The following is a 13509-nucleotide window of genomic DNA, read 5'->3' as shown; positions in this document are numbered from 1 at the left end:
CAAAGGCGGAGGGTCCTCCGTCTACGGGTCACGGTCCACCGAAAGCGGAGGGTCCTCCACCTATGTCGGACGGCGTTCAGGGATGCGAGCGGGCGGACGCGCGCCGGAACCGCAGGCGGATCATCGACGCGGCGCTCGCCGCGTTCGGCGATTCGAACGGCACGGCGTCGCTGGAGTCGATCGCACGCCGCGCAGGGGTGGGCATCGGGACCCTGTATCGGCACTTCCCGTCGCGGGAGGCGTTGATCGAGGCGGTGTACCGCGACGAACTGGGACAGCTGTGCGACGCCGCGGACGAGCTGCGCGCGACGCTGCCTCCGGAGAAGGCTCTGCGCACGTGGATGGGGCGCTACGCCGATTTCGTCGCCACCAAGCACGGTATGGCCGAGGCGCTACGGGACGTGATCGCCTCCGGGGCCATCACGTCGGACGAGACGCGCACGCGTCTGAGCGAGGCGGTCCGGGGGATGCTCGCCGCCGGAGCCGACAGCGGCGGCCTGCGCGACGACGTACCCGCCGAGGACGTGGTCGCGCAGATGGCCGGGGTGCTGCTCGCGTGCCAGCGACCCGATCAACGTCCGCAGATCGACCGGCTGCTGGACCTGCTGATGGACGGCCTCTCCGCCGGCCCCGGGTAGCAGCTGACGCGGATTGCCAACACGGCGTCGCAGAATGCTGACACGACGACGCAGATTGCTGACACGGCGACGTGGCGTGCTGACACGGCGACGTGGCGTGCTGACACGGCGACGTGGCGTGCCAACACGGCGACGTGGGGTGCTGACACGGCGACGGTCGGGTCACGTGCCGGCGAGGGTCCCGTCGGCGAGGTCGAGGCGGCGGTTGGCGACGTCGTGTACGGCCTCGTCGTGACTGGCGACCAGTACGGCGGCACCGGAATCGGCATGCCGGCGCAGCGTCTCCAGCACGACGGGTGTCGTCCCGGCGTCGAGGTGGGCGGTGGGCTCGTCGGCGATCAACACGGCCGGGCGGGGTGCGAGCGCCCTGGCCAGTGCGACCCGCTGTTGCTGGCCCGACGACAGTTCCCCGGGGTATCGGTCGGTCAGGGACGCAAGACGGAGCCGGTCGAGCAGCGCCCCTGCCGCGTCCATCGCCGCTCCGACGGTGGCCCCGGTCAACAGCAGCGGCAGCGCCACGTTCTCCGCTGCGGTGAGTTCGTGCGCCAGGCCGAACGCCTGGGGCAACAACGCACAGGTGTGCCACGGCAGTTCGGCGGTGACTCTCACGTCGCCGACGTGGACGGCCCCGGCGTCGGGTGTGTCGAAGCCGCACAGCAGTGCCAGCAACGCACTCTTACCGGCCCCGGAGCGGCCGGCGACGGTGACGAGTTCCCCGGGTTCGACCGTGAGCTCGAGCCCACGCAGCACTTCGACGTCGCCGCCGGGATGGGGAAACGTCCTGCGCAGACCGCTCGCGCGCAACGCCACCGGCGGCGCGGCCACGACGTCGACGTCAGGCATCGGGCCCACCTCCATCCACCGGCCCGTCGTCCACCGCGCCGTCGCGCAGCCGCACCACGTGCGTGCCGAGGGCGATCAGCTCCGGGTCGTGCGACGTCACGACCACCGTCAACCCGCGGCCCGCGAGCCGCCGCAGGGTGTCCAGCACCAGATCGGCCGAGGCGGAGTCGAGCTGGGACGTCGGTTCGTCCGACAGCACGACGTCCGTGCCCCGGGCCAGCACACAGCCGAACGCGAGCCGCTGCTGTTGCCCGCCGGACAGTGCCCCGATCCGCCACGCGGCCGTTCCGTCGAGACCGAGGTCGGCCAGGATCTCCTCCGGCACGCAGTCCCGGTCCGACGACTCGGCTGCCGCGTGCAGGTTCTCGCCCACCGAGAGCGCGGGAAGCAGGTTGTCGAGCGGATTCTGGAAGACCAGGCTGAGGCGCCGGCGACGGAGTTCGCGGCGCCGCTGGTGACTCAACGACGCGACGTCCGTGCCGTCGAAGGCCACGGTGCCCGTCGTGGGCCGTTCGACCAGGCCGAGCAGCCGCAACAACGTGGACTTGCCGGACCCGGACGGACCGGCCAGCACGGTCACGCCGGTGCGGGCGACGTCCAGGGCGACGTCGCGGAGCCCGGACACCGGGCCCGCCGGCGTGACGTACTCGACGCCCACCGAACGCAGCCGGAACACGGGACCGCCGACAGTGGAGTCGGACCCGGCCGATGCAGACACGGTGGTTCCGAACACCGGGGCTTCCGAGGCGTTGGCTTCAGACACGGAGCAGCTCCGCAGGGACGGCGGTACGCGTCGCGCGCACCGCGAACCACGCCGTGGCCGCCACGACGAATGCGCACGCACCCACGACGGCGACGACGAAGGGGGCCGGGTTCGGCAGATCCGCCACGGGCGCGAGCCAGCGCACGGGGTCGAACCGGGCCACCGCGATCGCGGCGACGATCACCCCGCACACGGTGCCCACGATCGATGCGATGCCGCCGACGGCGCCGAGCTCGGCGAGGTAGCTCCCCAACAGCTGTCGGCGCCGCATCCCCATCCGCGTCGACAGGGTCGCCGCGAGGGCGTTCTGCCGCCGGCGGGTTTCGACGGCGACGACCAACGCCAGGACTGTGACGGCCGCCAGCACGAGCCCGAGCAGTGTGATGAAGGAGAACGTCCACTCGACGACGTGGAACGGCAATGCGTCGAGAACCTCACTTCGGGTCTCGGCGTTGGGATGGGCCAGCCCGGCCTCCCGGAACGGTGCGGTGAGCGCCTCGAGCGATCCGGTCGACAGCAGGGTCCACCGCGTCATGGCGCCGAGTTGTTCGTCGGTCAGGGCATCCCGCGACACGACGTAGCCGGCATCGTCGGCGAGCAGCGGGAACGCGTCGAGGTGGGCGATCGGGGTCAACGGGGGTGCGTCGGAGATCTCCGGAACCGGTCCCGGGGCACCGACCCTGATCGCGGGCAGCGTGCCGCCGGCGGGCGCGGCCATCCGGTCGAGGAGGGCGCGGAGTTCGTCCTCCTCGAGCCTGCTGGTCCAGGCGACGTCGACGAACGTGTCGGGATCGACGACGGCGACCTTCGGATCGGTGCCCGTGGAGTTCATCCGCCCGACCAGGGACGTGCCGTCCCGGGCACCTTCCGGGACCGGCTCGTCGCCGAGGCCGATCGCCTGCTCGACGTCCACGGCGGATTCGGCGCCCACGTACATGCCGGTCTTGTCCACGAGCGCCGCCCGCTGGCTCGACGACACCTGGCTGCCCACGGCCAGGGTTCCGACGGCGAGCACGGTCACGACGAGCACGCCGACCACGGGGCCGCGGGAGGCCGCGAGCCGCCGGATCGCCAGCTGCAGCGACGGCCGGGTCCAGAACCGTGCCCGGTGCGACCACCGGAGCGCCAGGAACGCGAGCCGCGCCGTGACGATCCCGACGGTCAGCACGACGGCGACCGGGTACGTCAACGCCAGTGGGTCGACCTGGGGCAGTGGATCTCCCGACCGGGAGGCGCCGCCGTACTCGGCCAGGCGGAGCCAGCCCGCGAACGCGAACGCGGCGGTGCCGAGCTCCCACGGCACGTACGCGAGAAACCGCCGCCTGTCCGCGCGCCCGGGTAGGCGGCGGAGCTGGAACTCACGATGGGTTCGGATGGTGACGACGGCGAACACCAACGCCGCGGACGTCACCAGTGCGCCCGCGCCTGCGGCTGTCGCGGTGCCGAGTTCACCGCTGTCGACGGTCCCCGGCGGTCCGTACACGGGCAGGAGGATCCGGGCGGCGACGATGCCCAGCAATCCTCCCAGGACGATCGGCAAGCCCAGCTCGGCCAGTGCCAGACCGCCCAGTGCCGACGGCCGGTAGCCGCGCGAGAAGTGCAACCGCACCTGCGCGTAGCGCCGCTGATACCACTGCACGCCGAGCACGCCCAGCCCGGCGCAGCCGATCGCGACGGCCAGCGCGGCCAGCGGGAGGATCGACAGGCCGACGTTGCCTTGCGCCTGGTCGGCGAGATCGGCCGACCGCGCGAAGGGCGTCGAGCCGTGGGTGATCTCGCCGCCCCCGCCGCGGCGGAGCGTGTCGTCGACGGCGGCGATGAGCGCGTCGGCCCGGTCGAGCCGGTCCTCCGCCTCGGGGAGGGTCTCCGGTGGGTCCTCGCGGAACGTGATGGTGAGCCGTTCGAGCTCGTCGACGTCGTGCGCGGCGTCGAACGAGGCGCGGTCGGTCGCGAACAGGACCGGTCCGGTGGGGATGTTGATGAGCCGGTTGGGCATCGACAGGTCCTGCACCGAGCACCACGGATCCGGTGCCGGCAGGTACAGATCGCGGTAGATGCCCGTGGTGGCCGGAAGCTCGCCGCCCCCGCCGCGGGTCCCCAGCGGGATGTTCCGGTCATCGGCGAGTTCGGTGCCCATCCACAGTCCCGGTGAGGCGTCGCCGCGGAGCAGCTCGAGGTTCTCGATGCCGTCGGTGCGGTAGCCGATGCGGTAGCTGTACTCCCCGCCCGCGAACTCCGCCTGGCCCTCCGGTGTGAACATGCTGACGATCGGCGCATCGAACCCGTGCCGGGGCGCGTGCTCGCGCACCGTGTCGATCACCGTCTGCGCGTGGTCGGGTTCGATCCACGGCGAGGTGAACACCGGGCCGTACTGGTCCTGGCAGACACTGTCGAGACGGTCCTCGATCGCGGCGCCCGCCGCTGCGGACGAGTGCAGCGACGTGGCCGCTGCCAGGAAGCACGTCAACAGTGCCGTGACGCCGGCGACGATCGCCACGAGCGGATGCGACAACGCGGCGCGCGGGGCCGACCGCCACGCTGCGGGGATGCGCAGCCGACGCCGCCGCGGTCCGTCGTCCATGCACCGGAACCCTACGTCTCGGCCCTCGGGAACCGGGCGAACTCGACGAAATCGGCGCTGGTCCGTTCGGTCGAGCTTCCGTGCGTGCCGAGGCCGCTACGCCCCGTGGGTGCGGTCGTCTACCCGTCCTCGCGCCACCAGGCCTTGCCGGTCTCGGGCAGCGTCGAGATGGGGTCGTAGTACGGGTAGCGGCGTTCCAACGCCTCGGGGTCGTCGTGTTCGATCCCGGTGCGGTAGTTCTTCGTCCAGTAGGAGATGCCGCGTTCCCGGTCGTACTCGGCGAGCTGGTGGACCCAGCGTTTGCCGACGTACGGCACGTCGCAGACGATCCGCGGGGTGGCGTAGCCGGGCAGGTAGCCCATGATCGCGTGCTGCAGTTCCTGGGCCTCGTGCACCGACAGTCGCCAGTGTTCGGCGTTGGGGATCATGTCGCACATGTAGAAGTAGTACGGCAGGATGTTCGCCTCGCCCTGCAGCGCGAAGCACAGGTCGAGCAGGTCGGCCGGGGTGCTGTTGACGCCGCGCATGAGCACGCCCTGGTTGCGCACGTCGCGCACGCCGACCTCGAAGGCCGTCCGCGCGGCCTCGGCGACCAGCGGGGTCACCGACTGCACGTGGTTGACGTGCGTGTGGATGGCCAGGTTCACGCCGCGCCTGCGGGCGGTGCCGGCGACGCGCTCGAGACCCTCGACGACCTGGGGCTGCAGCCAGTGTTGCGGCAGCCCGGCCAGTGCCTTGGTGGCGAGCCGGATGTCGCGGACGGTCTCGATGTCCAGCAGACGCATCAGGAATGCCTCGAGCTGGTGCCACGGGACGTTGGCGACGTCGCCGCCGGAGACGACCACGTCCCGCACCCCGGGCGTGCGCTTGAGGTAGTCGATCATCGCGTCCTGCCGGTCGACCGGCTTGAGCTCGAGCTTGTGCTTGGCGATCTGCTCGGTCGAGTTGCCGACGAGGTCCATCCGCGTGCAGTGCCCGCAGTACTGGGGACACGTGGAGAGCAGTTCGGCCAGCACCTTGGTGGGGTAGCGGTGGGTCAGCCCCTCGACGACCCACATCTCCGCCTCGTGCAGGGAATCGCGCTCGGAATGCGGATGGCTCGGCCACTCGGTGTCGCGGTCGCTGCGCGCCGGAAGCATGTACCGGCGGATCGGGTCGGCGTAGAACTGCTCGGTGACCTTGTGCGGATCGGTGCCGGCGTGCGGGGCGATCGTGTTGAGCATCTGCGGCGGCAGGAGCATCGACATCGTGGCCATGTCGTGCTGATCGGCGGCCAAGTCGTCGAAGAAGCGCTCGTGCACGAGGTCGCCCACGACGGCGCGCAGCTGCTTGAGGTTGCGGACGCAGTGCACGCGCTGCCACTGGGCGTCGCGCCATTCGGCCTCGGTGACGTCGCGCCATCCGGGGAACCGGCGCCAGTCCGGTTCGACCAGTTCGGCCCGTCGGTACTCGTACGGCTGCTCCCCGCCCAGCCCGGTCGCCGTGCCGGCGGTCGGCGCGGTGTGCAGCGCAGATCCTGGATCGCAGTCACTTCTGCTCCTCATGTCGCGGTCTTGTGCAAATAATCCTGCCATAACGACGGATCGACGCAAAGATTCTTGTCGAGGTCGGCGTGGCAGACTTCGCGGCGTGACGCGTTCCCCCGCCAGTTCCACCAGCACGCCCGCGCGCCCGCACACGACGCTGCTCGTCGGCGGCCGCATCCACACCCCGGCCTCGAGCGACGCCACCGCGATGGCCGTGACCGACGGCGTCGTGGTGTGGGTGGGCCAGGACCGGCCGGGCCGCGCACTGCACCCGGACGCCGAGGTCGTCGACCTCGACGGCGCGTTCGTCACGCCCGGTTTCGTCGACGCCCACGTGCACGCGACCAACGCCGGCCTGCACCTGGACGGCGTCGACCTCGCCGCGGTGCGCAGCGCCGACGACCTGCTGACGGCCGTGCGGGAGGCCGCCCGGCCCGGCCAGGTGCTGATCGCCCACGGCTGGGACGAGACGACATGGGCCAGTCCGCGCCTGCCGAGCCGGGCGGAGCTCGACGCCGCGGCAGGCGGCGCCCCCGTCTACCTCAGCCGCGTCGACGTGCACTCCGCGCTGGTGTCCACCGCCCTGGTCGAGCTCGCGCCGGGCGTGCGCGAGCTGCCCGGCTGGTCGGACGAGGGCCCGGTGACCCGCGAGGCGCACACCGCGCTGGTGACGGCGTCGCGCACCGCCGTGACCCCCGAACACCGCAGGCGCGTGCAGGAGACCTTCCTGCGCACCGCGGCGTCCCTCGGGATCGTGTCGGTGCACGAGAACGCCGCCCCCGGCATCTCCAGCGAGGACGACCTGGCCGGTCTGCTCGAGCTGGCCGCCGAACCGGGACTGCCCGAGGTCGTGGGCTACTGGGGCGCCACCGGCGCGGACGCCTGGCCACGGCACGCCGCGTGGGCGCGCGGGGGCTCGCGGGCGACCTGCTCGTCGACGGCGCGCTCGGCTCCCGGACCGCCGCCCTGCACCAGCCCTACGCCGACGCCCCCGACAGCACCGGCAACCGCTACCTCGATGCCGCGCAGATCGCCGAGCATCTCGCGCTGTGCACGGAGGCGGGTCTGCAGGCCGGCTTCCACGTCATCGGCGAGGCCGGTGTCGCCGAGGTGGTCGAGGGCTTCCGCCTGGCCGAGAAGGAACTCGGCCGCCGCGCCCTCGTCGGCGCCAAGCACCGCCTCGAGCACGTCGAGATGATCGACGTCGAGCAGGCCGAACTGCTGGCCGGGTTCAACGTCTCCGCCTCGATGCAGCCGCTGTTCGACGGCCTGTGGGGCGGCACCGACGGGATGTACGCCGCCCGCCTCGGCGCAGAGCGTGCCGCCGGGCTCAACCCGTTCGCCGCGCTGGCCGCCGCCGGCGTGCCGCTGGCGTTCGGGTCGGACGCGCCCGTGACCCCGCTCGCCCCGTGGGAGAGCGTGCGCGCCGCGGTGCACCACCGCACCCCGGGATCGGGCATCTCGCCGCGGGCCGCGTTCAACGCCCACACCCGGGGAGGGCACCGCGCCGCGGGTGTGGCCGACGGCGTCACCGGCACGCTCGTGCCCGGCGCGCCCGCGCACTACGCCGTGTGGGAACCGGTGGAGGTCGTCGTGGCCGTCCCCGACGACCGCGTGCAGCGGTGGTCGACCGACCCGCGCGCGGGCATTCCCGGGCTGCCGTCCCTCGAACCCGACGGACCACTGCCGACGTGCCTGCGGACCGTCCGCGCCGGTGAGGTCATCCACTCCCGTGACTGAGACCGAGCCCGTGTCGTCGCCGCCCGTCCGCACCGCGGACCGCTCCGCAGCATCCCGCTCCCGACTGGTGCCGATCGCGCTGCGCCTGGCCGGCGCGGCGGCCTCCGGAGTGCTGCTGTTCCTGGCGTTCGCGCCGCGCCCGCTGTGGTGGTTGGCGCCGGTGGCGTTCGCCGGTCTCGGACTCGTCCTGTGGGGCCGGCGCACGTGGGGCAGCGCCGGCTACGGCCTCGTGTTCGGGCTGGCGTTCAACCTGCTGCACCTGTTGTGGATCGAGGACTTCCTCGGTGTCGACTTCGGACCGTGGCCGTGGCTCGCGCTGTCCGGCGTCCTCGCGGTCTACGTCGCCCTGGCGTGCGCGCTCATGCCGTGGGTGGCGCGCCTGCCCGGCGCCCCGGTGTGGATGGCGCTGGTGTTCCTGCTGCAGGAGTTCGCCCGGTCCCGCTGGCCCGCCAACGGATTTCCCTGGGGGCGTGTCGGTTTCAGCCAGCCCGAGGGCGCCTACACGGCCCTCGCCTCGGTCGGCGGCGCGACGCTCGTCGGCTTCGCCGTCGTGCTCTCGGGCTTCGCGGCGGCGCGGCTGATCCTCCTGCTCATGCGGCGCGAGTTCGCCGCGCCCGGCCTCGTCCGCGTCGCCGCCTACGCCCTCGTGCCGGTCCTTGCGGGCCTGGCCGTGTGGCCGACGGTCGGCGCCGGGGCCGAGAACGGCACCCGCTCGGTGGCGATCGTGCAGGGCAACGCACCGAACGTCGGCATCGGACTGCTCGGCGAACGGGAGGTCCTGCGCGAGAACACCCTCGCCGAGAGCGGCCGGCTCGCCCAGCGCATCGACGACGGCGACGTGCCGCGCCCGGACCTGGTCGTGTGGCCCGAGACCGCGGTCGACATCGCAGGCGGCCACGACACAGACGTCGACCGGGCCGTGGCCGACCTCGGCGTGCCCACGCTGGTGGGGTCGCTGTACCGCGACGTCGACGGACTGACCGACAACGCGGTCGTCACCTGGCGCCCCCCGGGCGATCCCGACGCGGGGCCCGGCGAACGCTACGCCAAGCAGGAGCTCGTGCCGTTCGCCGAGTACGTGCCGATGCGCCCGATCGCCAGCTGGTTCAGTCCTTTCGTCGGCAACACCCGCGACATGCGGTGGGGCACCGGGGCGGGCGTGACCGATGTCGCCGACACCCGTGTGGGCCTGTCGATCTGCTACGAGGCGGCCTACGACTACCCGTCCCGCGACGCCGTCAACGCCGGGGCGCAGTTGTTGGTGTTGCCGACCAACAACGCGTGGTTCGGCGACGGCGAGATGACCTACCAACAGCTGGCCATGGCGCGGCTGCGGGCCGTCGAGCACGGCCGGGCCGTCGTGGTCGCGGCGACCAGTGGGGTCAGTGCCGTCGTGCAGCCGGACGGTACGGTCACCCGCCAGACGGACATGTACACGGCGACGTCGCTGGTGGCCGACGTGCCGCTGCGGCAGACCACTACGCTGGCGGACCGGCTCGGCGCGGGAACCGAGTACGTTCTGTTGGGGGCCGGACTGGCTGCGGCGATCACCGGGATCGTGCTCGGCCGCCGCCGGTCGACGTGACCGGGCACGCAGCACGGGACGCGCAGGCACAGGACTCGTAGGCGAAGGACGCAGGGGAGCAGCATGGCCGAGGACACGCACAGGGGCACGACCGAACCTGTGCTGGTGATCATCCCGACGTACAACGAGCGGGACAACCTCGCGCCCCTCCTGCAGCGACTGCACGTGCACCTGCCCGAGGCGCACGTGCTCGTCGTCGACGACGGCAGCCCCGACGGCACCGGCGAGCTGGCCGACGAGATCGCTGCCGGCGACGAGCGGGTGCACGTGCTGCACCGCACGGAGAAGGCCGGCCTCGGAGCCGCCTACATCGCGGGCTTCCGCTGGGGTCTCGAGCGCGACTACGCCACGCTCGTGGAGATGGACGCCGACGGTTCGCACGCCCCGGAGGACCTGCCGCGGCTGATCGAGGCCCTCGGCGACGCGGACCTGGTGATCGGCTCGCGCTACGTGCCCGGCGGCGCGCTGGTCAACTGGCCCAAGCACCGCGAGGTCCTCTCGCGCGGTGCGAACGTGTACTCGCGGGTCGCGCTCGGCGTTCCGGTCAACGACATGACCGCCGGTTTCCGCGCCTACCGCGCGCACGTCCTGGCGACGCTGCGGCTGTCCGATGTGGTCTCCGCCGGGTACTGCTTCCAGATCGACCTGACCCTGCGCACCGCGCAGGAGGGCTTCGACATCGTCGAGGTTCCGATCACCTTCACCGAACGCGAGGTCGGCACGTCCAAGATGGACGGTTCGATCATCGGCGAGGCCGTCGTGCGCGTGGCGCAGTGGGGAGTGCAGCGCCGATTCGGCCAACTGCGCCGGCTCCTGCAACGGCGATGACCCGACCCCGGTCCGATCGGGACCCGGCCGGCGCCGTGCACGCAGCGGGCACGGTGGACTCTGCGGGCGCTGTGGAGCCTGTCGACGGTGCCGTGCCGATGGACACCGACGAGGTGTGGCCGGGGGTGGCCGATCCGGCCGCGTTGCTGGTTGCCGTGGCGGACTGGTTGAGCGGCTACGGCAACGTCCGCACCCGCCGCACCTACGCCGAGGGCCTGGGGCTGCCCGTGTCGGCGGCCGACCTCGAGCACTGGACGACCGGCGTCGAACGCAGCTGGGTCGAGGCGGTCGCGTCCTATGTGGCCGCGGTGCAGCTCCGGCCACCCGAACCCGGAGCCGAACGGTCGGGGCCACCGCCCGCACCGCGCGGTCGACTGCGCAGCCTGCACTGGTTCCGGTGGTGCGCCGCCCGCCGGCTCGACCCCGTCCGCGCCACGACCCGCGACGTGCAGGCGTGGCTCGACGCGGTGACCGCGGCCGGCGCCGCACCCGCGACCCGGGACCGCCTGCTCGCGACCGTGAAGACCCTGTACGCCCACGTCGCCGACACCGGCCTGGCCGACGGCAACCCGGCCGCGCTGAGCCGGCGACGCCTGGGCCTGTCGGCCGCGTCGACGAGCGCGACCAGCACGGTCACGCTCACCGCCTCCCAGGTGCGGGCGTTGCACGCCGCGGCCGCCGCGCCGCGCAGGGGAGCGAGCGCACTCGACGTGGCCCGGTCCGGTGCCGTGGTCGCGTTGTTCACGCTCGGCCTGCGGGTCAGCGAGCTGTGCGAGTTGGACGAGTCCGACCTGCACGTCACCAGGGGCCGCCGCGCACTGCGGGTCACGGGCAAGGGCGGCAAGACACGGATCGTGTACCTGAGCGCCCCGGCCGACGCCGCGATCACCGCCTACCGAGCACAGGTCCGCGAGACCCAACGCTCCACCACGACCCGCGCGGAACCCGTCCCGGCCGATGCCGCGAACAGGACGGCAGCGGCACCGGAACGCCCGCTGCTGCGCACACGGACGGGACGGCGCTTCCAACGCCAGGCGATCTGGCAGCTGCTGCGCCGCGTGGCCGCCTCGGCCGGACCGGAACTCGCGGACGTCGCCGACGCGCTGCATCCGCACGCGCTGCGCCACTTCTACGTCACCACCGCCGTCGAGGCCGGCGCCGACCTCGCCCACGTGCAGGGCGACGTCGGGCACAGCAGCATCGACACGACCCGCAAGGTCTACGACCACGCCGCCCCCGACCCGGAGCGCAGCGCCGTCGACCTCGTCGCCGACGCCTGGTACGAGGACTGACCCCTACGCAATCCGCGGGCGCTAGAGTGACTCACGTCACGTCGGCGGGTGTCGAGAACGCGGGTTCGGCTCCGTCCCCGGGGTGCACAACGGACCGAGCTGAGGAGAACCCCATGAAGTACCTGCTGCTCAAGCACTACCGCGGAGCCCCGGCGGCGGTGAACAACGTCCCGATGGACCGCTGGACCCCCGACGAGGTCGACGCGCACATGCAGTACATGAACGACTTCGCGGCACGCCTGGAGGGGACGGGCGAGTTCGTCGACGGACAGGCCCTCGCACCCGACGGCGCCTGGGTGCGCCACGACGGCGAGGGCGAACCGCCCGTCACCGACGGGCCGTTCGCCGAGACCAAGGACCTCATCGCGGGCTGGATGATCATCGACGTCGACTCGTGGGACCGTGCCGTCGAACTGGCCGGTGAGCTGTCGGCCGCACCCGGTGCCGGCGGCAAGCCGATCCACGAGTGGCTGGAGGTGCGGCCCTTCCTGACCGCCCCGCCGGTGGCCGAATGAATGATGCCCACACGACCGGCATCCCGGTGGACGGGCCACAGCTGCGGGGGCTCGTCCCCGCGGTGATCGGCGTCCTCTGCCGGCGCGGAGCGGACTTCGCGTCGGCAGAGGACGCCGTGCAGGAGGCGCTGATCCGCGCCTGGGAGACCTGGCCCGGCGCCCCGCCGCGCGACCCGAAGGGCTGGCTGATCGCCGCCGCGTGGCGCCGATACCTCGACACCGTCCGCTCCGACGCCGCGCGCCGGGAACGGGAGCGGGCCGTCGAGAGCGAGCCCCCGCACGGCAGCGCTCCCGACACCGACGCTCCCGACACCGACGACACGTTGCGGTTGTTCTTCCTGTGCGCGCATCCGACGTTGCCGCCTGCCTCGGCGGTCGCGTTGACGTTGCGCGCGGTCGGCGGCCTCACGACGCGGCAGATCGCCGAGGCGTATCTGATTCCCGAGGCGACCATGGCGCAGCGCATCAGCCGCGCCAAACGGCGGCTCGCGGGCCGCACACTCGACGAACCCGGCGACCTGGCAACGATCCTGCGCGTGCTGTACCTGGTGTTCAACGAGGGCCACGGCGGCGACCTCGACCTCGCCGCCGAGGCCATCCGGCTCACCCGCCAGCTCGCCGCATCGACCGACGACCCCGAGGTCCATGGGCTGTTGGCGTTGATGCTGTTGCACCACGCCCGCCGCGCGTCCCGCACCACCGCGGGCGGCCGGCGCATCCTGCTCGCCGAGCAGGACCGCGGCCTGTGGGACACCCGGCTGATCGCCGAGGGCGTCGACATCCTCCAGGCGGCCCTGGCCCGCGACCGGCTCGGCGAGTACCAGGCACAGGCCGCGATCGCCGCGCTGCACGCCGACGCCCCGACCCCCGCCGAGACCGACTGGCCGCAGATCGTCGAGTGGTACGACGAACTCCTGCGCCTCACCGGCAGCCCGGTGGTACGCCTCAACCGGGCGGTGGCCGTGGGGGAGGCGGACGGACCGCATGCCGGGCTGGCCGCGTTGGCCGACGTCAGCCCGGACCTGCCCCGCTACGTCGCCGTGACGGCCCACCTGCGCGAACGCCTCGGGGAGCTCGACCACGCCGCCGACCTGTACGTCGAGGCGGCCCGCGCCGCGACCAGCGTCGCCGAACGCGACGCCCTCACCCGCGAAGCCGCCCGCATCCGGCAACAGCTGGCCGGGGACGACTGACCAGG

The 13509-nt window shown here is 72.7% G+C and carries 10 protein-coding genes and 1 pseudogene; 7 read left to right on the top strand and 4 right to left on the bottom strand.

Going from position 1 to position 13509, the window contains the following annotated elements; translation table 11 throughout:
• The first annotated feature begins 62 nt into the window (after positions 1-62).
• Entirely contained in the window at positions 63-638 is a 576-nt protein-coding gene (locus BJF85_RS07630) for a TetR/AcrR family transcriptional regulator (protein ID WP_075846358.1), read from the top strand.
• Positions 639-800: 162 nt separating this feature from the next.
• On the opposite strand, the gene BJF85_RS07625 is transcribed toward BJF85_RS07630, so the two are convergent.
• The 4 genes from BJF85_RS07625 to BJF85_RS07610 form a co-directional block, all read right to left on the bottom strand.
• A complete protein-coding gene (locus BJF85_RS07625) occupies positions 801-1481 on the bottom strand; it encodes an ABC transporter ATP-binding protein (RefSeq protein ID WP_075846407.1) in 681 nt (226 codons plus the stop codon).
• Complete coding sequence (locus BJF85_RS07620; protein WP_083666072.1) at positions 1474-2157, bottom strand: ABC transporter ATP-binding protein; 684 nt, start codon at positions 2155-2157, stop codon at positions 1474-1476. Before BJF85_RS07620 ends, BJF85_RS07625 begins: the two co-directional genes overlap by 8 nt.
• A gap of 79 nt (positions 2158-2236) precedes the next feature.
• The gene (locus BJF85_RS07615) at positions 2237-4825 is read right to left on the bottom strand and encodes an ABC transporter permease (RefSeq protein ID WP_075846357.1); all 2589 of its coding nucleotides are present in this window, start codon (positions 4823-4825) and stop codon (positions 2237-2239) included.
• Between the two features lie 119 nt (positions 4826-4944).
• Complete coding sequence (locus BJF85_RS07610) at positions 4945-6369, bottom strand: KamA family radical SAM protein (protein WP_075846356.1); 1425 nt, start codon at positions 6367-6369, stop codon at positions 4945-4947.
• Between the two features lie 190 nt (positions 6370-6559).
• Between BJF85_RS07610 and BJF85_RS07605 the strand changes: the two are divergent.
• From BJF85_RS07605 to BJF85_RS07580, 6 genes and pseudogenes are all read left to right on the top strand, one after another.
• Positions 6560-8091, top strand: a pseudogene (locus tag BJF85_RS07605) (amidohydrolase).
• Entirely contained in the window at positions 8084-9676 is a 1593-nt protein-coding gene (gene lnt / locus BJF85_RS07600; RefSeq protein ID WP_369822116.1) for an apolipoprotein N-acyltransferase, read from the top strand. The pseudogene BJF85_RS07605 and the gene lnt overlap by 8 nt, the downstream one beginning before the upstream one ends.
• A 63-nt stretch (positions 9677-9739) precedes the next feature.
• A complete protein-coding gene (locus BJF85_RS07595; RefSeq protein ID WP_075846355.1) occupies positions 9740-10504 on the top strand; it encodes a polyprenol monophosphomannose synthase in 765 nt (254 codons plus the stop codon).
• Entirely contained in the window at positions 10501-11796 is a 1296-nt protein-coding gene (locus BJF85_RS07590) for a tyrosine-type recombinase/integrase (protein ID WP_075846354.1), read from the top strand. The genes BJF85_RS07595 and BJF85_RS07590 overlap by 4 nt, the downstream gene beginning before the upstream one ends.
• A 113-nt stretch (positions 11797-11909) precedes the next feature.
• On the top strand, positions 11910-12311 hold the full coding sequence (locus BJF85_RS07585; RefSeq protein WP_075846353.1) for a YciI family protein: 402 nt from the start codon (positions 11910-11912) through the stop codon (positions 12309-12311).
• Positions 12308-13504 (top strand): RNA polymerase sigma factor, encoded by a 1197-nt coding sequence (locus tag BJF85_RS07580; RefSeq protein WP_222844467.1) that lies wholly within the window; start codon positions 12308-12310, stop codon positions 13502-13504. Before BJF85_RS07585 ends, BJF85_RS07580 begins: the two co-directional genes overlap by 4 nt.
• Positions 13505-13509 lie beyond the last annotated feature (5 nt).

Origin of the sequence: Saccharomonospora sp. CUA-673 (genome assembly GCF_001942305.1) — a bacterium.
GTDB lineage: Bacteria > Actinomycetota > Actinomycetes > Mycobacteriales > Pseudonocardiaceae > Prauserella.
The sequence above is the reverse complement of the archived record's forward strand: the minus strand, read 5'-3'. Positions and strand labels throughout refer to the sequence as shown.